This is a genomic window from Bartonella sp. DB5-6 (genome assembly GCF_000278115.1).
GTDB lineage: Bacteria > Pseudomonadota > Alphaproteobacteria > Rhizobiales > Rhizobiaceae > Bartonella > Bartonella refiksaydamii.
In genome coordinates, this window is sequence record NZ_JH725122.1 from 36,340 (window position 1) to 60,625 (window position 24,286).

Consider the following 24,286-nt stretch of genomic DNA (forward strand, 5'->3'; position numbering starts at 1 on the left):
TATTAATAAGGTACTTATTTTATGTATTTAGAGAACTTTTTCAACGCATTTCTGTTGATGCTTCTATTCCTATAATTGTAAGCCCTGATGATAAAATATTCATGATAGCTTGTATCAATCCCAGTCTGGCAAGTGATAGTTCCGTATCATCAGGCTGAATAAAGCGTAAGTAGAGATTATCACTTCCTTTATTCCAATGAGCATGAAAATTGGAAGCAAGGTCATAGAGATAAAACGCTAATCGATGTGGTTCTTTATGAATTACAGCTTGTTCAATGATGCGTGGATATTCAGCAAGTTTGCGTATTAGGGATATTTCATTATCATCTGTTAATCTGTTAAGGTGGAGGATCATGGTCTCTTTTGAAAAATTTTTAATATGAAGGACTTCTTGTGCTTGACGAAAGATTGAGTGACAACGTGCACTGGCATATTGCACATAAAAAATAGGGTTATCTTTTGATTGTTCTGTTACTTTCTCAAAATCAAAATCAAGAGGTGCTTCATATTTACGGTATAGCATCATAAAACGCACAGGATCACGGCCGACTTCTTCTACAACATCACGCAAAGTGACAAATGATCCTGCTCTTTTGGACATACGCACAGGTTGATCGTTACGAAAGAGCCTTACTAATTGACATAAGAAAACGCTCAATTTGGCTTTATCACCAGAAATCGCTTTTGCCATCGCTTCTAGCCGCCTTACATAACCAGCATGATCTGCACCTAAAATATAAATCATTTCATCAAAGTGGCGATTAAATTTATCACGAAAATAAGCAACATCAGCAGCAAAATAAGTGTAAGAACCGTCAGACTTAATTAAAACACGATCTTGATCATCTCCAACATCCGTTGAACGGAACAAAGTTTGTTCGCTTGGTTCCCAGTCTTCTGTATTTTGTCCTTTTGGTGGTGGAAGCTTTCCTTTGTAAATATAACCATTTAAAGTAAGGTCATTAATTGTATTACGAATAGCCCGCGCATTATCTGCATAAAGCATACGCTCAGAAAAAAAGATATCATGATAAATATTAAGAGCAGCCAAATCTTCGCGAATCATTGACATCATTGCATGAATAGCACGCTCTTTCACGATAGCTAAAGATTCATCTTTATCCATAGTGAGTAATTGATCACCAAATTCTTGAACAAGCGATTGTCCCAATGGGATAAGATATTCACCAGGATAGAGTCCTTCTGGAATTTCCTTAATTTTTTGTCCAAGAGCTTCGCGGTAACGCAACAGTACAGAATGGGCAAGTACTTCAATTTGTTTACCAGCGTCATTGATGTAATATTCTTTTGTAATATTGTAGCCAACAAATTGCAGCAAATTACAGAGAACATCTCCAACAACGGCACCTCGGCAATGCCCCACATGCATCGGTCCTGTCGGATTTGCTGATACATACTCAACATTGATGCGTTTTCCCTGTCCCATTGGCATACGACCGTAAGAGACACCTAATTCAAGCATGGATTTTATTGCATCTTGCCAAAATGATTTTGTAAGTTTGATGTTGATAAAACCAGGTCCGGCAACATCAATACAATCGATAGAAGGATCATTTTTAAGAAGTTCTACGATCTTCTCTGCAAGTATACGAGGACTCAGTCCAATAGACTTTGCAAGCACCATAGCAGCATTTGTTGATAAATGTCCGTGTGAAGAATCACGTGGGGGATCAACAGTGATTTTCGATAAATCTAAATCTCCCCCATTCTTTCCTTTTATATCAGATAGTTCAAGTGATTTTTTAATTTTTTTTTCGAATCTTTTAAAGATATTCATATTCAACTTCCATCATGGGACTTAAAAGAAATTAAATGAAATTACCTGCATGGTCAAATAAACGGTGATATTCGCGTAGAGCATAGTGATCGGTCATACCTGATAGAAAGTCAGCAATAAGACGTGCCAACTCCTGATTTGTTAAGTGAGCTGTTTTGCTGCACCAACTTTCAGGCATTGTATTCGGATTTTCATAATAACAGTCGAATAATTTTCGTACAATGCATTTTGCCGCATTGCGACGATTGAGGACTTGATCATGGTAATAAAGATTTTTAAACAGGAAATCCTTTAGTTCTTTTTCGTAAACGGTCATTGTGGGCGAAAAGGTAATAATGGTTTGTTTTGCTTGGTGAATATCTTCTATGCTTGTTGGTTGGAGACGAGTTAAGTTTTCTTGTGATTGTTTGATAACATCTTCAACCATGGTTGTTATCTGTCTTCGTACAAGTGTGTAACCGCGCCGATCTTGGTCAAGCTGTGGATGCTCGTCCGTTATATCTTTTAATAATGCCGCGGTCAGTGAAATATGTTCGAACTGATCGAGTGTTAAAAATTTCGAACGTAAACCATCATCGATATCATGCGCATTGTAAGCAATATCATCAGCAATAGCAGCACATTGTGCTTCTAGTCCAGCAAAACAGTTGAGCTCAAGATCCTGCTTTGTATTGTACTGTAGAATATCGACTGGAACATCTTTGCTGTTTGCATAGGGACCTAAAAGGGGACCATTGTGCTTTACAAGTCCTTCGAGTGTTTCCCAAGTAAGGTTAAGTCCATCAAAATTTGCATAACGCTGTTCCAGCTTTGTGACAATGCGTAACGTTTGTGCATTATGATCAAAACCGCCATAAGGTGCCATTGCTTCATTAAGGGCATCTTCTCCTGCGTGGCCGAAAGGTGTATGCCCAAAGTCGTGAACAAGAGCAATGGCTTCGGCAAGGTCTTCATCAAGACAGAGTGCACGAGCTAATGTCCGTGCAATTTGAGAAACCTCTATTGAATGTGTTAATCGTGTACGATAATGATCGCTTTCATCAGCGATAAATACTTGAGTTTTATGTTTAAGGCGCCGAAATGCATTAGAATGAATAATACGATCTCTGTCTCGTTGAAAAGGTGATCGCATAGTATTCATAGTTTCATGGAATAATCTACCACGGCTTGTTTGCGGGTTCGCACTATAGACCGCTCGAGATTGGTAATTTCTATTGCTTATATCCATTGCAAGCTGCCCATTCTCATCCTAAATTAGGACTGGTTACTACTTAATAAATTTTTCTTGAGTTTGGGATACTCTTTCTTGATAGTTTAATGCAAGGATATATAAAATGGGTGTGAATATTTCAGATGTTGCTGCCAAACGGATTGCACAGATACTTTTGAGTGAACCCGATAAAATAGGATTACGTATTTCTGTTGAAGGTGGTGGGTGTTCTGGTTTTTCTTATAAATACAATTTGGTTTCTGAAGTGGGCGAAGATGATCTCATTTTAAAAAAAGATGGGGCGGTTGTCTTTATTGATTCACTATCACTTCCCTTCATAGAAGGAGCTGAAATTGATTTTGTTGACGATCTTATGGGACAGTCTTTTCAAATTCATAATCCCAATGTTGTTTCATCATGCGGTTGCGGTGTGAGTTTTTCAATTTAAAATAGTGGTTTTGTGATATTGATTCTTGAAAAGATTATTACTTTGGTAAACAATGCAAAAATGGGCACTCTTACGAAAATATTAAGTCGGTGTTTGTGGTTATGCGTAACGCTTGTCCTATTGTTCTTTAACGATTGTGTATTTTCAGAAGAGGGAAAAGAGCAATATTATTCACCAAAACAATCAACAAATATTATTTTAAAATCTCAAGATCACGAAAAAGAGGATTTAGTTTCTCAGTCTAGCCTTATATTGCATGCTCGATTAAAAAATAGCAATGAAGATATTGTGAAAGGGCTCGTATGGCGGATTTATGCTCCTATCTTAGGGGTTGATAATAAATTACCGCTGATTGCAACTTATGAAGGAGGGAGCGCGCGTTTTGATTTAGAACCAGGGAGTTATCTTGTTCATCTCTCATTTGGTCACGTGGGTGCGGTGGATTATGTAAATTTAGAAAGTGGGCAAAGTCTTGTTAAAAACTTTAACCTTGATGCTGGGGGGGTTATTTTAAATACTACACTATTGAATGGCACAATCAATGAAAAGGAGCTCCGTTTCACTATCTATGAGGATGAAAAAGAAAATGATGATACTGGCGTAATTTTATCAAATGTTAAACCTCAGTCAATTGTGCGTTTGAAAGCAGGCCGCTATCATGTTGCTTCCCATTATGGTTCCATTAATGCTATTGTTCGTTCAGATATCCAAGTGGATGCGGGTAAAATTACAGAAGTTATTCTTGAACATCAAGCAGCTCAAATCGTTTTAAAGTTGGTACGGCAAGAAGGAGCGGAAGCGCTTGCAGATACAAGTTGGTCTATTACGAATGATTCTGGTGATATTATTTATGAAACAGTTGGTGCTTATGTTTCGCTTGTGTTAGCGGAGGGCGAGTATATTGCGATTGCTAAAAATAAAGATAAAATTTATCAAAAAGTTTTTTCAGTTGTCTCTGGACACGATGAAGATATAAGTGTGGTTGCGGATGCACAAAATATGCAACAAATTGATGAAGGAATGGATTGATAATTGTTCATTGATATGACTGGTAATGGGAAACGGATAGAGATTTGGTTGTAGAAATTTCAACAGTTGGTGTATTTTTTGCTGGTGCGTTATCTTTTTTATCACCATGTGTTTTGCCGTTAGTTCCTCCTTATTTGTGCTATATGGCAGGGATTGTTATTAACGATTTTTGTTCAGAAAAGCGTGAGGGAGAAGTGTTTGTACGGCGGGCACTTTTATCTTCTGTTATTGCTTTTGTGCTAGGTTTTACAACCGTTTTTGTTGTTTTAGGTGCTAGTGCAAGCACAATTGGTAGGTTCGTTGGTTATTATCGTGATTGGTTTGCGTTTGCTGCTGGTGTTACCATTATTATTTTGGGTTTAAATTTTTTGGGCCTTTTTAAGATTGCTTTTTTGTTTCGTGAAGCGCGTTTTCAAACACGCAATATGCCTGCTGGGCCTTTAGGAGCTTACGTTATTGGTTTAGCTTTTGCATTTGGTTGGACACCGTGTATTGGGCCGATTTTAGGACCTGTCATAACTCTTGCTGGAACAAAAGAAACTGTAGGCGAGGGGGCTGTCCTTTTAGGGATTTATGCGTTAGGTCTTGGTGTGCCTTTTGTTCTAGCGGCTTTATTTTCAAGCAGTTTTATGAAATTTTTAGGAGCTTTTCGTATTCATTTAGGAAAAGTTGAAAAAATTATTGGGATTTTTTTGGTTGTTACGGGTGTTTTGTTTTTGACAGGCTCTATGCAGGGGTTTTCATTTTGGCTTTTGGAACATTATCCTTCGTTGAATGATATTGAAGGCGTTCGTTGGCATGATATTGTGCATTTTTGGGGATTTTCTCGTTAGTTTTATGTGGTTTTATGGTTAGAAATTGTCTTTCTATTATTCTTGCAGCAGGTGAAGGGACGCGTATGAAGTCGTCTCTTCCTAAAGTGCTTCATAAAATTGCTGGACTGCCTCTTATATGCCATGTCATAAAACAAATAGAATTGGTAGGCATTTCACAATTAGCAGTCGTTGTAGGATTTGGTGCTAAAGATGTTATGGAAACTGTTCAATCATTTGTAAAAAATGCAATGATTTTTGAACAACAAGAACGTTTTGGAACTGCGCATGCTGTTCTTTCTGCACGTTTAGCTTTGCAAAAAGAGGTTGATGATATTCTTATTGTTTTTGGAGATACTCCTTTAATTGAAAAAGATTCATTGCTACAAATCCGTGCGCAACTTGCTGATGGAGCAGATGTTGTTGTTGCTGGTTTCCATGCTCCAGATCCAACGGGTTATGGTCGCCTTCTTGAGAAGAATGGGAAACTTATCGCGATTGTAGAAGAAAAAGATGCTAGCGATGAAGAAAAAAAGATCTCTTTTTGTAATGGTGGTATATTTGCTCTTCAGGGAAAGCATGCGCTTTCTCTGTTAGAGAAGGTTCGTAATGATAACATGAAGAGAGAATATTACTTGACAGATATTGTATCTATTGCAGCCCATGAAGGGCTGGATGTTCGTGTTGTTGAAGTACCTTTTGATAATGTTGTAGGAATTAATAATTGTTTTGAGCTTTTTGAAGCTGATTCTTTATGGCAAAAACGTAAGGCGCGCGATTTAATGTTGTCTGGTGTTACCATTCTTAAACCGGAAAGTGTTTATTTTTCTTATGATACAGAGATTCAACCAGGAGTAGTGATTGAGCCAAATGTTTATTTTGGGCTTGGAGTAAAAGTACAATCTGGTGCAGTTATTTATGCATTTAGTTATTTGGAGGGCGCTGTTGTTGGTATGAATGCGCGGATTGGGCCTTATGCGCGTTTGCGTCCTGGAACAGAGTTAGCATCCTCAGTAAAGATTGGAAATTTTTGTGAAATCAAAAAGGCGAAGATAGGAGTGTCCTCTAAAATTAATCATTTGAGCTATATTGGTGATGCGGAAATTGGTGCACATACCAATATTGGAGCTGGTACTATCACTTGTAATTATGATGGATTTCACAAATATAAAATTACAATTGGGGACCATGCTTTTATTGGATCTAATTCAGCACTTGTTTCTCCATTGATGATAGGAAGTGGTTCTTATATTGCTTCAGGAAGTGTTATCACTGAAAATGTTCCTACAAATAGTATGGCTTTGGGGCGTGCGCGACAAGTGATAAAAGAAAATTATGCAACAAAGTTTCGTGCACGTTTATCAGGACATGAAAAGAAAAAGTGATCATTTTTAGTTTATTTCCTCGCTTTATGTTGATCTAATAATTGAGTAGGCGACTTATTTTTAAGTATTGCCTTACTCTATATTTGGTTTATCTGATATCTTAATGTTTTGAATGAAAAGTTATTGAATGTTTTATGGGATATATAAATCTAGGATGTGAATTGGAGCTTTTTAATGTGCGGAATTATCGGAATTCTTGGAAATAGATGTGTTACATCCTCTTTGATTGATGGTTTGAAGCGCCTTGAGTATAGGGGGTATGATTCATCTGGTATAGCGACAGTGCATGAAGGGCGTCTTTATCGTATGCGTGCTGAGGGGAAGCTCATTCATTTAGAAGAAAAATTAAAAAAAATACCTCTAAAAGGAAATTTAGGGATTGGTCATACGCGTTGGGCTACGCACGGAGTTGCGGTAGAGCGGAATGCTCATCCTCATGTAACTGAACGACTTGCGATTGTTCATAATGGCATTATTGAAAACTTTGTAGAATTGCAACGAGAACTCGTTGAGGATGGTTATATTTTTGAAACAGAAACGGATACAGAGGTTATTGCACATTTAATTACGCGCGCATTAAAAAATGGTCTTTCTCCCCAAGATGCAGTGCGCACGAGTTGGAAAAGGTTGCAAGGTGCTTTTGCTCTTGCTCTTATTTTTGCAGGTGAAAACAATCTTATGATTGCTGCTTGTTCTGGTCCGCCGCTGGCAATTGGCTACGGAAAAGATGATTTTTTTGTCGGATCAGACGCTATTGCTTTGGCTCCATTCGTGACTCGAATTAGCTATATGAAAAATGGGGATTTGGCTGTTTTGACACGGGAAGGTGTAACAATTTACGATGCCAACAACAAACAGGTAAAACGTCCTTTTACAACATTGCTTGAAGGAGATTTATTGGTTTCTAAGGGGAATCACCGTCATTTTATGCACAAGGAAATGTTTGAACAACCTGAAGTGATCTCTTGTAATTTGGCACATTATCTTGATCTTGGAAATTGCACGGTTCGCCCACTTGAGAATTTGATTGATTGGAAAAATATTAATCGAATACTCTTTGCAAGTTGTGGAACGGCTTATTATTCGACTTTAGTTGCACGCTATTGGTTTGAGAGATTTGCTGCTTTAAGTGTTGATAATGATGTTGCTTCGGAGTTTCGTTATCGTGAACCACCCATGACATCCGATGTGTTATCAATGTTTGTTTCTCAATCTGGTGAAACAGCCGATACATTGGCTTCTTTGCGTTATTGTAGCGAGCATGGTGTGAAGACAGCAACAATTGTGAATGTTGAGCAATCGACAATAGCAAGGGAAGCTGATTTTGTTTTACCAACACTCGCTGGACCGGAAATAGGTGTTGCCTCGACAAAAGCGTTTACCTGTCAATTGGCAACGCTTGCTGTGTTGGCGCTTAATGCTGCTAAACAACGTGGGTATCTTTCTGAGACGGAAGAACATCAGTTTGTCCAACAATTGGCAGAAATTCCTCGGATTTTAAAAGAGGTTTTAAAACTAGATAACAAGATTGAAGGGATTTGTCGTAATTTAGTAAACGTAAAAAGTGTTCTTTATCTCGGGCGAGGGACCTCTTATCCAATTGCATTGGAGGGAGCGCTTAAATTGAAGGAGCTTTCTTATATTCATGCCGAGGGTTATGCGGCAGGTGAGTTAAAACATGGGCCTATCGCATTGGTGGATGAGACAATACCAGTGATTGTTGTAGCGCCTTATGATCGGTGGCTTGAAAAGACTTTTTCTAACATACAAGAAGTGGCAGCGCGCAATGGTCGTATTATTTTGATAACCGATAAACGAGGGGCAGAAGCAGTGCATTTTGATACTTTGTCAACTATTGTTTTGCCAGATGTTTCAGAATTTATTGCGCCTATTATTTATGCTTTACCTATTCAGTTAATCGCTTACCATACAGCTGTTTTATTAGGAACAGATGTTGATCAACCCCGTAATTTAGCAAAATCAGTTACTGTTGAATAAAATTCACCTAAGGATCTTAATTTTATTTGATTGCTTTTTTTTATTGTTATCCTGCTCGTAACAGACGTGTAGCGTCGTCGCGCCCAAAAAGATAGAGGAGTAAGCGTAAAGCTTTCCCTTGTTCTGAAGAAAAGTTAGGATCACGTTGCAAAAATAAACGTGCATCTCTTCTTGCCATTAACAGAAGATCGCTATGGACCGCAAGGTTTGCTATATGAAACTCAGGCATACCAGATTGTCGCGTTCCTAAAAGCTCTCCTTCTCCTCGTAAACGCCAGTCTTCTTCAGCAATTTTAAAACCATCTTCTGTATTGCGTATAATATTAAGGCGTTTTGCAGCCATTTTTGTTAGTGGATCTTTATAAAGCAAAATACAGGAAGATTTTTTTTCTCCTCGTCCTACACGTCCACGCAATTGGTGTAGTTGTGAAAGTCCAAAATGTTCGGCATGTTCGATAACGATGATTGAAGCATCCGGAATATCCACTCCTACTTCAATGACTGTAGTTGCAACTAAAATACCTATATTTCCGCATTTAAAGGATGCCATAGCTGATTCTTTTTCATCTGTTGACATTTTTCCATGTATCATACCAACATGTGCTCCAAAACGCTCTTGGAGAATAGCAAAACGGGACTCAATTGAAGTGAGCTTAAGGTTTTTTGATTCTTCCACTAACGGACAGATCCAATAGAGTTTTTCTCCTTTTTCTAATGCAATGGCAACTCGTTCTATGAGTTCATCAATACGTTTCAAAGAAAGCGTTGCTGTTGTAATTGGCTGGCGTCCCATTGGTTTTTCGGTAATTTTGGAAACATCCATGTCACCAAAAGCGGTTAGAACTAATGTGCGTGGAATCGGAGTGGCAGTCATAACCAGCATATCAGGTTTATAGCCTTTTGCTGTGAGGGTAAGACGTTGATGCACACCAAAACGATGTTGTTCATCGATAATGGCCAAAGCAAGATTATTGTAAATGACGGTATCTTGTATAAGAGCATGGGTTCCGATAATAATAGAAGCTTGGCCTGATAAAATATCGTTCAAGATATTTGTACGCAATTTTCCTTTTTCTCGTCCTGTTAAGAGAACTGTTTTTAATCCAACCTTTTCGGCAAGAGGTGCAATTGTAGCAAAATGCTGGCGGGCAAGAACTTCTGTTGGAGCCATTAATGCCGACTGTCCTGCATTTTCAGCAATCTGCGTCATCGCTATTAGCGCAACAACAGTTTTTCCTGCTCCTACATCACCTTGGAGAAGTCTTAACATTGGTTCTTGTGAAGCGAGATCATTAGCAATATCTTTTATTGCCTCTCTTTGTCCATTTGTAAGTTGAAATGGCAGGGTTTGCAGTAACTTTTTAGTGTATATTTCTGTTGGTGGACGAGAAGCACCTGAAAAAGATTTAGTCTTCAAGCGTACAAGTCCAAGTGCTAATTGGCTAGCGAGAAGTTCATCATAGGCAAGACGTTTACGTGCTAGACTTTCTAAGGTTAGATCATCGGGATTGATGGGGGTATGGATGCGGCGTAAAGCAACAGAAAAAGAAGAAAAGTTTTGTTGTTTTTTTACACTTTCCTCTATCCATTCTGGTAAGGGAGGAATATAATCGAGGGCGTTTTGTATTGCACGTCTTAGTGTTTTTGCTGATAACCCCGCAGTAGAGGGATAAATGGGTTCAATCAGCGGCATTTGATTTGATTGTTCGCTTGGTGTTATATAATCTGGATGCACCATTGAGAGTTGTCCATTAAACCGCTCAGCTTTACCTGATACAATGACTTTTTTTCCTTCCGGTAGTTGTTTTTTTAGCCAAGAAGGTTGAGCATGAAAGAAGACTAAATTCATTCTCCCTGTTGGATCATATGCAGCGACCCGATAAGGTAATCGGTTACGGCCAATTGGGGGCGGTTGATGGTGATCGATAACAATTTCGAGAGTGATCGTGACCCCTTCTTGTGCACAAGCAATGTTAGAACGCATTCTACGGTCTATAACAGAATAGGGCATTAATTGAAGAAGATCAATAAGGGTAAGCTCACGTTGCATAGGATTAATGTTTAAGACTTTGGCCAGTAAGCTATATACTTTAGGTGTTACCCCAGAAAGGGTTCTGATAGAATTAAAAAGAGAGGCAATAAGGCTTGGAGGCATGAGGAAATTTAGCCTGCTCTTTTTGTTTTTTCTAGTGCTTTAAAAGAGCTTTTTGGGGATAAGTCATAGAAGAGAAATTGCTTTATTTACACTTTGAGTTTTAGTAGAAAAGTAAATACTTAAAGAATGCATAAAATAAAAATAGTGCAAAAAAGAGTGTTAAGTTAATATGTGTAATACTTTATATAATTTGTTCCTTTTTTGTTGCTTATTTACTGTGAATAAAGATATTTTCTTGATGAGGGTCTTTTATAAATAGCAATAGGACAGGAATGCGCATCAATATGCGGGGGATAATAAATTTAATAGATTGAAAGGTACGATAAATTATATAGTTTTTTCTATTATAATACAGGTAAAGGTTGAGATCTGGTATTTATTTTGTAGTGGGAAATTGTGAGAGTGGTGGAAGATAAAAGTAAAATACGAGATAAAAAAAAATCTCTCCCTCGTTTTATTCATTTAAGGGTACATTCTGCTTACTCACTGCTCGAAGGAGCTTTAAAAATCCCACAAATTATTCAGCATGCGATTTCAGATCATACACCAGCGGTTGCTATTACTGATACTAATAATTTGTTTGGTGCTTTGGAGTTTTCTCAACATTGTTTTTTGCATGGGATTCAACCTATTATTGGTTGTCAGCTTACAGTTGATTTTTGTGATGAAAATAATAATCTGCCTTTTGTTAAAGGGCGCTCTTCTCCTGATTTTTGCTCTCTTGTTTTCTTAGCTGCTAGCGAAAGTGGTTATGCGCATTTGGTTCGTCTCGTTAGTCGTGCTTATCTTGATAAGTGTGATACTGATCCTCCTCATATCAAAGTCGATTGGCTGTTGTCACACAATGAAGGAATAATCGCTTTAACAGGTGGCAAGGGAGGGCCTATTAATTTTTCTTTGGTCGAAGGTAAAAAAGAACGTGCTGTTGAACGTTTAATTTATTTAAAAAAAATTTTTGGTGATCGTCTTTATGTGGAATTACAGCGACATGGCGCCTATAACCGAAAAATAGAGGCTGCACTTATTGAGTTGGCTTATACACATGAAATTCCTCTTGTTGCTACCAATGAGGCTTTTTTTCTGAATAGGCAAGGATATGAAGCGCATGATGCGCTGATGGCGGTTGCGGAAGGACAAATTGTTTCTAATCTAGAACGTAAACGTGTGACGCCGGAGCATTATTTAAAGTCACAAGATGAAATGGTTTCGTTGTTTTCTGATCTTCCTGAAGCTTTGGAAAACAGCGTTGAAATTGCATTACGTTGCCATGCTGCTACGCAGACTCACAAACCGATTTTGCCTCGTTTTATAGAGCAATCTGTTGATTCAAATTTTACTTTAGAGATAGAAGATAGTGAATTGTTAAATCAAGCTAAAGCTGGTTTAAAAATGAGGCTTGAAACAATTGGATTGGCTGAAGGATATACGATTGCAGATTACGAGCAGCGACTTGATTATGAAATTTCAGTTATTACACGTATGCAATTTTCTGGCTATTTTCTTATCGTTTCAGATTTCATAAAATGGGCGAAGTCCAATGGTATCTCTGTTGGTCCAGGGCGTGGTTCTGGTGCTGGCTCGCTTGTTGCTTATGCATTGACTATCACTGATATTGATCCATTGCGTTTTTCTCTTCTCTTTGAACGTTTCCTTAATCCAGATCGTGTTTCTATGCCGGATTTTGATATAGATTTTTGTCAGGAGCGACGCGAGGAAGTTATTCATTATGTTCAAAAAAAATATGGGCGTGATCAAGTTGCTCAAATTATTACGTTTGGTAAATTACAAGCGCGTGCGGTGCTACGTGACGTTGGACGTGTTTTAGAAGTGCCTTATCGTCAGGTGGATTATCTTACGAAATTAGTTCCTGCTACGCCTGGAAGTCAGGTTGAATTGGCTGATGCTATCAAGGATGAACCAAAATTTGAGGAAGAAAAGAAAAAGGATCCTGTCGTTGCACGCACATTAGATATAGCACTTCAGTTAGAGGGGCTTTATCGTCATGCATCGACCCATGCAGCAGGGATTGTTATAGGTGATCGACCACTCTCAGAGCTTGTTCCGATGTATCGTGACCCTCGTTCCGATATGCCTGTTACACAATTTAATATGAAATATGTTGAACAAGCTGGGTTGGTAAAGTTTGATTTCCTAGGGTTGAAAACGCTCACTGTTTTGAAAATGGCAGTAGATTTTGTTGCTCGAAAGGGTATCAAAATAGATTTGTCGAATATCCCCCTGAATGATGAAGCGACCTATGCTATGATGGCACGTGGTGAAACGGTTGGTGTATTTCAGGTGGAAAGTTCTGGGATGCGCAAGGCGCTGATTGGGATGAAGCCAGATCGTATTGAAGATATTATTGCTCTTGTCGCGCTTTATCGCCCTGGTCCGATGGAGAATATTCCAACCTATAATGCACGCAAACACGGGGAAGAGGAAATCGCTTCTATTCATCCTAAAATAGATCATCTGATTAAAGAAACACAAGGTGTTATTGTCTATCAGGAGCAGGTGATGCAGATTGCTCAGGTGCTTGCTGGTTATTCACTTGGGGAAGCGGACTTATTACGTCGCGCTATGGGTAAAAAGATTCACAAAGAAATGCAAAAACAGCGTACACGTTTTGTGAATGGGGCTGTTGCTGGTGGTGTTGATAAGGATCAGGCTGATATTATTTTTGATCTTTTAGCAAAATTCGCAGATTACGGTTTTAATAAGTCGCATGCCGCTGCTTACGCGATTGTTTCTTACCAAACAGCTTATATGAAAGCACATCATCCCGTTGAGTTTTTAGCTGCTTCAATGACGTGTGATATGGCGAATACGGATAAGTTAAATGATTTTCGGCGTGAGGCATTAAGATTGGGTATTAAAGTTATTGCACCTTGTGTGCAAACATCACATCGTGTTTTTGAGGTTGGTGATAATTGTATTTATTATTCTCTTGCTGCTATTAAAGGTGTTGGAGAAGCGGTAGTTGATCATATTGTAGCTTGTCGTGGAAATAAACTTTTTAAGGATCTGGAAGATTTTTGTGAGCGTATTGATCCTCGTATTGTTAATAAGCGTGCGATGGAAAGTTTGGTTTGTGCTGGTGCGTTTGATTGCTTTAATATTGCACGTGAGATTTTGTTGGCGAATCTTGGAACTCTTCATGCATACGGACTTCGTATTCTTGATAATAATTCTAGTGGGCAAATTGATATATTTAGGATGACGGGTGGGTTAAAAGAGTCCTTAATTTTATCGCAAGCATCTCCTTGGTTACTGGATGAAAAACTTTATCGAGAATTTCAAGCAATAGGTTTTTACTTTTCTGCTCATCCTTTGGATGAGTATCGGGCTATGCTCGTTAAAAAGCGTGTACAAACTTGGGCTAATTTTGCCAATGCTGTTAAAGGAGGGGCAACTGCTGCTAGGCTTGCTGGAACTGTCGTGGCAAAACAAGTGCGCAAAACAAAATCTGGGAAGAAAATGGGGATTATTCATTTTTCTGATACGAGTGGACAGTATGAAACAATTCTCTTTTCTGAGGGGCTTTCAAATTATGAGGAGATACTAGAACTTGGAAAATCTTTTATCATTACTGTGGGTGCAGAAAATCGCTCTGAGGGTATTAGTTTGCGACTTGAAACAGTTCAATCTTTGGAACAGGAGGTGTTGCAGCATCATAAAATGATGCGTCTCTTTATAAAAACAGTTGATATGCTGCCGCAAATTGAACAAAATTTGAATCCTAGTGGTAATGGTGAAGTGGGGCTTATTCTCATTCAACAGGATGGATTACGGGAAGTCGAAATTATGCTTCCAAAGCGATACAAGGTTAATGCATATGTAGCGAGTGCTATGAAATCGGTGCAGGGTGTTGTTGATGTAGAGTTGATTTGAGTAGGATTCTATGGTGACTTTTTGTTTTGAGTGGAAGTACTATCTTTATTAGCGATTTAAATTGGGGATTTGAAGCGAGCCTTACATTCGGAAAGATTTTCTTTTCAGATATGATACATTTTTAATGTAATAAAATTAAAAAATGCACCTATTTCATTTATGAATATCCAAGGTAACTTGGGGATTATGAATTTTATAATTTTTTACTGCACAGCGCTTCGCTTCATTTTTGCTAAGTTCATGGCATTATAACTATAAAGCCAATCGAGACTTGACATAATAGCTTCTGATGTACGAATTTTCATTACGAAATTACGTGCGATTGCTATAGGACCAGTTGCATGATAAACTATTCTATTGAAATCTCCACGTTTTTTTACCGCAGCAACGCGGGGATTTCGTGTTTTTTCGTAGAATGAAAGAGCTTCAATGAGTGAAAGATCTTTCATAGAGAGTGTTTCTGCCAATGTGGCGGCATCTTCTATTGCCATAGCAGCACCTTGTGCAGCGAAAGGGAGGGCAGCATGTGCACAATCACCAACAAATACTTGTCTTTCTAGTCCTAAAAAACGATTTTGTTTCATTTGAAAGACTGGCCAATAGCTCCATTCGTCAATATGGTCAAAGATTTGCAAAATTTGCAGGTTCCAATCTTTGAAAAAAGATTTCAAGTTTTCTTTATTTCCTTTATGAGCCCACCCTTCTTTTGAATTTTCGCCATGAGTAATGGCGACAAAATTAAAAATTTTTTCGGATGATTGAATGGGATATACAACAAGATGGTTTTTGGGTCCCATCCAAGCAGTAATTGTTTTCACATTTTGCAATAAAGAACGAAAGCCTTTAGGGAGATGCTCGAATTTTTTTATTGCGCGCCAAGCAATAAAGCCGCTAAAATCTGCCGTTTCATGAAAAGGAGCTAATTTCCGTAATGTGGACCACACTCCATCACATCCGATAAGAAGCGGCGTTGAATAAAATTGGGGTTGTTGTGTCTCAGTTGGTACATCTGTTTTTATTGTTTTTATATGAATGCTGTTTGTGGTTGTTTGGGTAGACGCTACAACAGCTTCGCCTGTTTTATATTTAATAAAAGGATTTTTAACAACAGCGTTGTATAAAACTTTTTGTAAGTCGGCGCGATGGATTGTAATATAAGGCGCTTTCCAGTTTTTTTCTGATAAATTGAGAAGATCAGCACGCAGTCGCGTTTTTAAAGATACTCCATCTCTTAATTCAAGAAAGTGCGGTGTTGTACCTACTTCAGTAAGTTTGCCAAGAATTCCCCAATGAGCAAGTATACAGGTTGCATTTGGGGTGAGCTGAATACCAGCACCTACAGCATCAAGCTGTTTATGCTTTTCGAAAATGGTACTTGCAATTCCTTTATGGGCGAGTGCCAAAGCAGTAACTAAACCAGCAATACCTGCTCCAACAATGATTGGCGATTGATCCATAAGTACTTCATATTGAAAAAGCCGAGAACTCACTATAACGAATCGCTCGGATGATAGAGACATCCTGTTGGGTTCGTTTGGTTGTAGGATAGTGAAGAAACATAGCGATAAAGTGTTGAACAATAAGGGCAAATTTTTTCGTCAGCTGATCCCATGTCGATAAAAATATGGGGATGATCAAATGGTTGTGTAGCACCCACACACATAAATTCTTTTACACCAATTTCGATTGTTCTACATCCAAGATCATTTTGGAAATAGGGAATGTTGTGATCAGCCATGGTGTATAAACTCCCGATAAAACACCTTAATCAGGTATGATTTTGATCCTCTATTCTATATATAGATCAGTTTGTAATAAAGCTTATAATAATGCAAGACGCTTTTCTAAAAAAACTAATTATCTTTTATGTTATGCTGTTTTTTCGTGCGTTCTTAGCATTTCGTGTATGGAAAGAGCTCCAAGTGTTTTGAAATATTAAATTGTAAATAACATAAGAAAAATTGAACATTATAGATTATTATACGATAACATATCATAAAGTGTTTTGTGAAATATTTGTTCATAAGGATTTCGGAAATAAAAAAGATTAGCTAGAATATATGAAACAAATGGTGGCAGATCAGAGTTTAATGTCGGATATAACGATGAAAGATCCGGCGCGGTTTGTTAATAGAGAATTTTCATGGCTACAATTTAATAATCGTGTATTGATGGAAGCTGCTAATCCGAAGCATCCTTTATTGGAGCGGCTAAAGTTTCTTTCGATTTCAGCAAAAAATCTTGATGAGTTTTTTATGGTTCGTGTTGCTGGCCTTGCTGCTCAAATTCGTGCTGGAGTTACATCGTGTAGTGCAGATGGGCGCACACCGCAGGAGCAACTTGATTTTGTGTTAGCTGAGATTTCACATTTGCAGGTTAATCAACTACAAGAATTGAGTCTTTTACGTTACGAGTTAAAACAAAATGATATTGAAATTGTTTGTTCTAGTAAGCTTTCAAAAATTGAAAAATTATGGCTCGAAAAATATTTTCTTGATACAATTTTTCCTGTTTTAACACCTTTACCTGTTGATTCTGCTCATTCTTTTCCATTCATTCCTAATTTGGGGCTTTCACTTGCGCTTCAGTTGTCTCACTGTACAGATCAACACTCATTCATAGTGTTGTTGCCTATCCCAATTGTTTTAAGACGTTTTATTCTCCTTCCTCAAGAAGAGGGCAATCATTTTCGTTTTATAGCGTCTGAAGATGCTGTTAGTCTTTTTATACATCATATATTCCCTACTTATGAAGTTGATGGAATTGGTACATTTAGAGTTATTCGCGATAGTGATATTGAAGTAGAAGAAGAGGCTGAAGATCTTGTTGATTTTTTTGAAGCAGCGCTTAAAAGGCGTCGTCGCGGTCAGGTTATTCGAATTGAATTTAATGCAAAGATGCCAAAGAATTTACGCCGATTTATAGCGGATGGACTTGCTGTTCCTGATAATTGTATCAGTGTGTTCGATGGATTTTTGGCGCTTAATATGATATCAGAGATTATCTCTATCCCGCGTAATGATTTAAAATTTGTTTCTTATAATCCCCGTTTTCCTGAATGTATTCGGAAGCATAATGGTGATTGTTTTGCTGCTATTCGTGAAAATGATATCGTGCTTCATCATCCTTATGAGTCATTTGATGTTGTGATCCAGTTTTTACGTCAAGCTGCTAGGGATCCTGATGTTGTTGAAATTAAACAAACTCTTTATCGTACATCGAATGATAGCCCAATTGTCAGCGCTTTGATTGAAGCTGCTGAACAGGGGAAGTCAGTGACCGCTTTAGTAGAACTTAAAGCGCGTTTTGATGAAGAAGCAAATATTCGTTGGGCGCGTGATCTTGAACGTGCAGGCGTTCAAGTTGTTTTTGGTTTTATTGCATTAAAGACACATGCTAAGATGTCACTTATCGTGAGGCGTGAAGGAAAACGTCGTTGCTCTTACGTTCATCTTGGAACTGGAAATTACCATCCAATTAATGCTAAAGTTTATACCGATCTTTCTTTTTTTACCAATGATGATGATATTGCTCACGATGTTGCATTATTGTTTAAATATATCGCGCAGTATGCGCGTCCAAATAAGGCAATGAAAGTTGCTTTTTCACCTTTAACATTGCGCAGTCGTATTCTCAAACATATTGAAGGAGAAATTACCAATGCGCAACAAGGGCGGTTTGCTGCTATTTGGATGAAAGTCAATGCATTGGTTGATCCTGAAATTATTGACGCTTTATACCGTGCTAGCCAAGTAGGAGTGCAGATTGATTTAGTTGTACGTGGTATCTGTTGTTTACGTCCTAGTATTGTAGGAATTTCAGATAATATTCGTGCAAAATCAATAGTAGGCCGCTTTCTTGAACATAGTCGCATTTTTTGCTTTGGTAACGGTGAGGATTTGCCTAATGAAAATGCACTTGTTTATTTAGGGTCTGCTGATATGATGCCACGCAATCTAGATTATCGTATTGAAATATTGGTTCCAGTTTTTAATAAAACGGTTCGTCAGCAGATTCTTTTACAAATTATGTTGGCTAACATCATTGATAATCAGCAAAGCTTTGATATACTGAGCAATGGCACATCAAAACGCATAACGCCGCAAAGAGGTGAGAGACTGTTTAACGCACAGGAGTATTTTATGGAAAATGCAGGTCTTTCGGGTGGGGAGAGATCTTTCGAGTCTTCTGCTTCGCGTTTGATTGCGTTGCATCGGCAACAAGCCGAAGTGCATAAAGACTGAAATTCAATGACATATATAAATGCTCAAGGTCGGCTAAAAGGATGCAAGCCTATCGCTGTTATCGATATTGGCTCAAATTCTGTTAGGCTTGTTGTTTACGAAGGACTTGTCCGTTCACCAACAGTTCTATTTAATGAAAAAGTTCTCTGCGGTCTTGGTCAAGGAGTTGCAAAAACTGGATTTTTAGAAGAAAAATCAATGAAAATGGCATTGCGAACACTAAAACGGTTTCGTGCACTTTGTCGACAAATTGGCGCAGATGAGGTCTATACTCTAGCAACAGCAGCAGCGCGGGACGCAAAAAATGGGTTAACATTTATTCAAAATGCTGAAAATATTTTGCAAGATAAAATATACCTTCTTTCGGGAAATGAAGAGGCTGTTTATTCAGCGTACGGAGTTGTTTCTACCTTTTACCGACCCAAAGGTATTTCTGGTGATCTTGGGGGAGGAAGTCTTGAGCTTATTAATGTTGATGATTCTGATATGGGTGAAGGGATAACTCTTCCATTAGGTGGTTTACGATTACAGTATATGTCCAATAATGATATTACTGTCGCTGAAAAAATTGCACATGAGCAGTTTTGTAAATCTTCTTTCCTTCGTAAAGGCATGGCACGTTATTTCTATGCAGTAGGAGGAACTTGGCGTAATTTGGCAAAACTTCATATGACAACAAAACACTATCGACTACCTGTGATGCATGGCTATGAAGTTGATGCAGTTGAGATGGAGGATTTTTTGCGTTTTGTTGTGAGTGGCAGTATTGATGATATGGAAGGGATTTCAGCTGTTTCAAAAAATCGCCGTCAGCTTTTGCCTTATGGGGCAATCATTCTTATTGAACTTATTCGCTGTATAGGTTTTGAAAAAATAATTTTTTCTGGAGCTGGAGTCCGTGAAGGCTTTCTTTATTCACGATTATCGCAAAAAATTCGTCTTTCAGATCCTCTCATTGCGGCATGTATGGAAGTGGCTATTCTACGAGCCCGTTCACCAAAGCAAGCAGAGGAGCTCATTGATTTCACGTCCAATGCTTTTGAAACTTTTGGAATTTCAGAAACGGAAAATGAATGTCGTTACCGTAAAGCTGCCTGTCTTCTTGCTGATATTGGTTGGCGTATACATCCAGATTATCGTGGCAATGAGGCGGCTCATCAGATAGCATTAGGATCTTATCCGGGAATCTCTCATGAAGGGCGTCTTTATGCTGCGCTGGCTGTGTTTTTTCGTAATACAAGCTCACTCATTGATGAAGAATCTCTTCCCATTTTTCAACTGGCTACCAGAAATATAATTGAAAAAGCACGCATTCTCGGCACAACTATGCGTATTGCTTATCTTTTTAGTGCTTCTATTGCAGGCATTCTACCTCACTTGTCATGGCGTAAAAAAACAGATCACGTTGTATTGTACATCCCAAGGCGTTACGCTGATTTAATGGGAGAACGTCCTCTCGGACGGTTGAAGAAATTATCAAAAATAATAAAAATACCCCTTGCTTTTGAAACTTTCTGATTCTTTTTCTCCTAAGATATAAAAACCTATCCATATATTATATTGCTGCGTATTTTGGATACTAAATCATCATATAGAGTTTATTTCCATTTATATTGAGATATAATGAAATTAAAAAATTTTAATCTTTTGATTTTTAATCAATTTTTTCATTCACAAAAATGGATAGTTTTCTTCTTTAAAAGATTTTTGTTGCAAAAAGCTTAGTATACAAATGATTAATTTTTTTTTGTATATTAGAACTGTTTTATGCTTATTTCTCCGTTGCTAAAATAAAAGCCTATTTGACCTTTTAGCATTTGTTCGGCTTTCTGCCCAAATATTTCATAGCGCCAACCATTCATTGCAGGAATATTTGTCTTTATACATCCATTTGCGATTTTTTCTAAATCATTGGAAGTTGCAATAATTTTTGGTGCAATATTATTTTCATTGGCAACAAGTTTTAAGAGTACTTTGAGAAGATCAATAGCAGCAGTTGTCGTATCATTAAGTGGTTTATGCTTAGGTAGGGCAGGTAAAATTGCAAGATCGGCTTCTAAGCCTTCGTGAATAGCTTTGATTAATGTCTGTGCGATTGAGAATTTATCCCAGTTTTTGCTAAGACTACGCAAACGTTTTAATGAAGATTCATCTTTTGGTTGTTGCGTTGCGATTTCGATAAGGCATTCATCTTTCATAATATGGCGACGTGGAATATTATATTTTCGTGCTTTACGTTCACGCCAAGCCGCTATTTTTTGTAATACAGCAAGCTCACGAGGTTTTTTGACTTTTCCTTTCACTTTTTTCCATGCTTCATCTTCTGGCAAATCATAAGTTTTGGGTGATAATAAGATTGCTATTTCATCATCCATCCAGTGTATGCGTTTGTTTTTTTCTAACTGCTTTTTTAATAAGAGGTAAATATCTCTCAGATAGGTTACATCGGCAAGTGCATAAAGCAGTTGTTTTTCGGAAAGAGGCCGGTAGCTCCAATCTGTAAAACGAGATGATTTATCAAGTTGATGCCCCGTGCAGCGTTGTACAATTTGGTCATAGGAGATAGAATCACCAAATCCACAGATTGATCCTGCTATTTGTGTGTCGAAAAGAGGGGAGGGAATAATACCTCCGAGATGATAAATCGTTTCAATATCTTGGCGTGCCGCATGAAAAACTTTGACAACTTTTTTATCTACCATTAGATCAAAAAATGGTTGCAAATCAATATCTTGTGATATTGGATCAATCAGAACTGTAGTGTCTGGTGATGCAAGCTGGATTAGACACAGTTGCGGCCAAAAAGTTGTTTCGCGGATAAATTCAGTATCGACTGTTATAAAATCTGAGGTACGTAAAGTAGCAAGTGCGATTTCAAGATCTGTAGTTTGTGTAATAAGATTCATCATTATTTTATTATAACCAGATAAATTAAATTTGTCTTTTATTGACTTTTTTTTTGAGTCTTTATCCTCATATCTTGACAAATGGTTGTTAAAAAGCGTTTGTAGCGCATGTGAAATATTATAATTAAAGGCAAAAGCTATGCACCGTTATCGCAGTCATCATTGCGCTGCTCTTCGTAAATGTGATGTAGGAACAGACGTTCGTCTTTCGGGATGGGTTCATCGTGTTCGTGATCATGGAGGAATCCTTTTTGTAGATTTGCGTGATCATTTTGGAATTACACAAATTGTTGCTGATCCTGCTTCGCCAGCTTTTAAAATTATTGAAAAAGTGCGTTCTGAATGGGTTATTCGTGTAGATGGGGAAGTATGCGCACGTTCTGATGAAGTTATTAATACATCTCTCCCAACCGGCGAGATTGAAATTTTTGCAAAAGAGGTGGAGATTCTTTCGAAGTCTGATGAGCTTCCTTTACCTGTTTTTGGCGAACCTGATTATCCAGAAGATATTCGGTTGAGGTATCGTTTTCTTGATTTACGTCGCGAAACTATGCACAAAAATATAATGCGTCGTACTGAAATTATTGCTGCTATCAGACGTTTTATGCAAGATGATGGTTTTACGGAATTTACCACGCCGCTTTTGACAGCGTCATCACCGGAAGGAGCGCGTGATTTTTTGGTTCCAAGTCGTATTCATCAAGGAAAATTTTACGCATTGCCACAAGCACCACAACAGTACAAACAGTTGTTGATGATGTCAGGTTTTGATCGTTATTTTCAAATTGCTCCGTGTTTTAGAGATGAAGATCCACGGGCTGATCGTCTTCCAGGAGAATTTTATCAATTAGATGTTGAAATGAGTTTTGTTGAACAGGAAGATGTTTTTATAACAATGGAGCCCATTATACGTTCTCTTTTTGAGGAGTTTGCAAATGGAAAGCCTGTAACACAAAATTTTCCTCGTATTTCCTATGATGAAGCAATGCGGAAATATGGCTCAGATAAGCCTGACTTACGTAATCCGATAATCATGGAAGATGTTTCTCGGCATTTTTATGATTCTGGTTTTAAAGTTTTTGCTCAAATTTTGGCAAATGATGAAAAAGCACAGATATGGGCTATTCCAGCTAAAACCGGTGGAAGCCGTGCTTTTTGTGATCGTATGAATGCATGGGCACAAGGTGAGGGACAACCAGGGCTCGGTTATATTTTCTGGCGCGAAGAAGAAGGGAAGTTTGAAGGGGCGGGGCCTATTGCTAAAAATATTGGTGTGCAGAGGTCTGAAGCACTCCGTACACAGCTTGGACTTGAAAATGGTGATGCCTGTTTTTTCGTGGCAGGAGATCCAAAGAAATTTGCATCTTTTGCGGGAGTGGCACGTACGCGGGTAGGAGAAGAATTAAACCTTGTTGATCGGGAGTGTTTCTCTTTAGCATGGATTGTTGATTTTCCATTTTTTGAATGGAATGAAGATGAAGAAAAGCTTGATTTTGCTCATAATCCTTTTTCCTTGCCTCAAGGGGGACAGGATGCGCTTGAATATCAAGATCCTCTTACTCTTAAAGCTTTTCAATATGATCTTGTATGCAATGGTTATGAGATTGCTTCGGGCGGAATCCGTAATCATTCACCAGAAATGATGCTTAAAGTTTTTAATCTTGCTGGTCTTTCTAAGGAAGTGGTAGAAAATCGTTTTGGTGGTCTTTATCGTGCATTCCATTATGGGGCACCACCGCATGGTGGTATGGCGGCAGGTATTGATCGTATTATTATGCTCTTACAAGGTGTCAAAAATTTACGTGAGGTTGCTTTATTTCCTATGAATCAGCAAGCACTTGATCTCTTGATGAGTGCTCCATCTGATGTTTCTGCTGCACAATTACGTGATTTAGGAATCCGGATTGCTCCTGCTGACAAAAAGAGTTCATAAAGTTGCTGAAGTTTGGATGTTGGTGACACTTTTTTACTGTGTGTTGTAAAGTTTTAATATCTTCAATGATGTTAGAGCACATACGGTTGATAACAAACTCAGACCTATGATTCTTAGTTTTTTAATGGTGCAGTAAAACACCTATCTTAGTTTAGTAAGAATAATGCAGTGTTGCTAAACACTGTAATATGCTGAAAAATTTGAATTTTATAAGCTTTAAATGCTTTGAAAAGCTCATCATATAAAAACTGGATGTGGTTGTTATGCAATATGGCTGATTGTTAAAGATCTATAAGATTAGAGAGCTCATTTATCGTCAGATTTTCAGAAAAACATAGGGTAACAATAGGATTTTTTTTGAAATATTTGCACTCAAAATATTAGTAGCGATAAATTGTTGTTATTAAAAATATTATGAGGATTCGTTTTCAGAGTGTTTTCGCATTGTTTTTAAGGAAATCATATAACGCTTTTGGT

The 24,286-nt window shown here is 37.9% G+C and carries 15 protein-coding genes; 9 read left to right on the forward strand and 6 right to left on the reverse strand.

Translation table 11 applies throughout. The features are described from left to right. Positions 1-40: 40 nt before the first annotated feature. Together argS and MCO_RS08210 are read right to left on the reverse strand one after the other, a co-directional pair. On the reverse strand, positions 41-1,798 hold the full coding sequence (argS, locus tag MCO_RS08205; protein ID WP_007553809.1) for an arginine--tRNA ligase: 1,758 nt from the start codon (positions 1,796-1,798) through the stop codon (positions 41-43). A 31-nt stretch (positions 1,799-1,829) separates the two neighbouring features. Then, a complete protein-coding gene (locus tag MCO_RS08210; protein ID WP_007553810.1) occupies positions 1,830-3,026 on the reverse strand; it encodes a deoxyguanosinetriphosphate triphosphohydrolase in 1,197 nt (398 codons plus the stop codon). A gap of 106 nt (positions 3,027-3,132) precedes the next feature. Between MCO_RS08210 and MCO_RS08215 the strand changes: the two genes are divergently transcribed. From MCO_RS08215 to glmS, 5 genes are all read left to right on the forward strand, one after another. Beyond that, positions 3,133-3,456, forward strand: a complete 324-nt coding sequence (locus MCO_RS08215) for an iron-sulfur cluster assembly accessory protein (RefSeq protein WP_007553811.1) — start codon at positions 3,133-3,135, stop codon at positions 3,454-3,456. A 12-nt stretch (positions 3,457-3,468) separates the two neighbouring features. Continuing rightward, positions 3,469-4,485 (forward strand): hypothetical protein, encoded by a 1,017-nt coding sequence (locus tag MCO_RS08220; RefSeq protein ID WP_007553813.1) that lies wholly within the window; start codon positions 3,469-3,471, stop codon positions 4,483-4,485. 44 nt (positions 4,486-4,529) lie between these two features. Then, positions 4,530-5,318, forward strand: a complete 789-nt coding sequence (locus tag MCO_RS08225) for a cytochrome c biogenesis CcdA family protein (protein ID WP_007553815.1) — start codon at positions 4,530-4,532, stop codon at positions 5,316-5,318. Positions 5,319-5,332: 14 nt separating this feature from the next. Then, entirely contained in the window at positions 5,333-6,682 is a 1,350-nt protein-coding gene (gene glmU / locus MCO_RS08230) for a bifunctional UDP-N-acetylglucosamine diphosphorylase/glucosamine-1-phosphate N-acetyltransferase GlmU (RefSeq protein ID WP_007553816.1), read from the forward strand. A gap of 174 nt (positions 6,683-6,856) precedes the next feature. Then, on the forward strand, positions 6,857-8,680 hold the full coding sequence (glmS, locus tag MCO_RS08235) for a glutamine--fructose-6-phosphate transaminase (isomerizing) (RefSeq protein ID WP_007553817.1): 1,824 nt from the start codon (positions 6,857-6,859) through the stop codon (positions 8,678-8,680). Between the two features lie 46 nt (positions 8,681-8,726). Here the strand turns inward: glmS and recG are convergent, their stop codons facing one another. Further along, positions 8,727-10,835: an ATP-dependent DNA helicase RecG gene (recG, locus tag MCO_RS08240; RefSeq protein ID WP_007553818.1), complete on the reverse strand. Its 2,109-nt coding sequence runs from the start codon at positions 10,833-10,835 to the stop codon at positions 8,727-8,729. Positions 10,836-11,237: 402 nt separating this feature from the next. Between recG and dnaE the strand changes: the two genes are divergently transcribed. Beyond that, positions 11,238-14,726, forward strand: a complete 3,489-nt coding sequence (gene dnaE / locus MCO_RS08245) for a DNA polymerase III subunit alpha (RefSeq protein WP_007553819.1) — start codon at positions 11,238-11,240, stop codon at positions 14,724-14,726. Positions 14,727-14,929: 203 nt separating this feature from the next. Here dnaE and MCO_RS08250 read toward each other — a convergent pair whose 3' ends face one another. Continuing rightward, positions 14,930-16,183, reverse strand: a complete 1,254-nt coding sequence (locus tag MCO_RS08250; protein WP_040299095.1) for an FAD-binding protein — start codon at positions 16,181-16,183, stop codon at positions 14,930-14,932. Between the two features lie 32 nt (positions 16,184-16,215). Beyond that, positions 16,216-16,464 carry a zinc-finger domain-containing protein gene (locus MCO_RS08255; RefSeq protein ID WP_007553821.1) on the reverse strand — a complete coding sequence of 83 codons (249 nt, stop codon included), beginning with the start codon at positions 16,462-16,464 and terminating at the stop codon, positions 16,216-16,218. A 322-nt stretch (positions 16,465-16,786) separates the two neighbouring features. Here MCO_RS08255 and MCO_RS08260 point away from each other — a divergent pair, with 322 nt between their 5' ends. Continuing rightward, the gene (locus MCO_RS08260) at positions 16,787-18,970 is read left to right on the forward strand and encodes an RNA degradosome polyphosphate kinase (protein ID WP_007553822.1); all 2,184 of its coding nucleotides are present in this window, start codon (positions 16,787-16,789) and stop codon (positions 18,968-18,970) included. Between the two features lie 6 nt (positions 18,971-18,976). Next, entirely contained in the window at positions 18,977-20,488 is a 1,512-nt protein-coding gene (gene ppx / locus MCO_RS08265; protein ID WP_007553823.1) for an exopolyphosphatase, read from the forward strand. A gap of 236 nt (positions 20,489-20,724) precedes the next feature. Here the strand turns inward: ppx and rnd are convergent, their stop codons facing one another. Further along, entirely contained in the window at positions 20,725-21,879 is a 1,155-nt protein-coding gene (gene rnd / locus MCO_RS08270; RefSeq protein WP_007553824.1) for a ribonuclease D, read from the reverse strand. A 136-nt stretch (positions 21,880-22,015) separates the two neighbouring features. Here rnd and aspS point away from each other — a divergent pair, with 136 nt between their 5' ends. Next, a complete protein-coding gene (gene aspS / locus MCO_RS08275; protein WP_007553825.1) occupies positions 22,016-23,809 on the forward strand; it encodes an aspartate--tRNA ligase in 1,794 nt (597 codons plus the stop codon). The last annotated feature ends 477 nt before the right edge of the window (positions 23,810-24,286 follow it).

Excerpts from the sequence above, each read along its gene's own strand:
- MCO_RS08215 (WP_007553811.1), top strand. The coding sequence starts at position 3,133 with ATGGGTGTGAATATTTCAGATGTTGCTGCCAAACGGATTGCACAGATA.
- MCO_RS08210 (WP_007553810.1), bottom strand. The coding sequence starts at position 3,026 with ATGGATATAAGCAATAGAAATTACCAATCTCGAGCGGTCTATAGTGCG.
- glmU (WP_007553816.1), top strand. The coding sequence starts at position 5,333 with ATGGTTAGAAATTGTCTTTCTATTATTCTTGCAGCAGGTGAAGGGACG.
- aspS (WP_007553825.1), top strand. The coding sequence starts at position 22,016 with ATGCACCGTTATCGCAGTCATCATTGCGCTGCTCTTCGTAAATGTGAT.
- MCO_RS08260 (WP_007553822.1), top strand. The coding sequence starts at position 16,787 with ATGAAACAAATGGTGGCAGATCAGAGTTTAATGTCGGATATAACGATG.
- MCO_RS08250 (WP_040299095.1), bottom strand. The coding sequence starts at position 16,183 with ATGGATCAATCGCCAATCATTGTTGGAGCAGGTATTGCTGGTTTAGTT.
- glmS (WP_007553817.1), top strand. The coding sequence starts at position 6,857 with ATGTGCGGAATTATCGGAATTCTTGGAAATAGATGTGTTACATCCTCT.
- rnd (WP_007553824.1), bottom strand. The coding sequence starts at position 21,879 with ATGATGAATCTTATTACACAAACTACAGATCTTGAAATCGCACTTGCT.
- MCO_RS08255 (WP_007553821.1), bottom strand. The coding sequence starts at position 16,464 with ATGGCTGATCACAACATTCCCTATTTCCAAAATGATCTTGGATGTAGA.
- argS (WP_007553809.1), bottom strand. The coding sequence starts at position 1,798 with ATGAATATCTTTAAAAGATTCGAAAAAAAAATTAAAAAATCACTTGAA.
- recG (WP_007553818.1), bottom strand. The coding sequence starts at position 10,835 with ATGCCTCCAAGCCTTATTGCCTCTCTTTTTAATTCTATCAGAACCCTT.
- ppx (WP_007553823.1), top strand. The coding sequence starts at position 18,977 with ATGACATATATAAATGCTCAAGGTCGGCTAAAAGGATGCAAGCCTATC.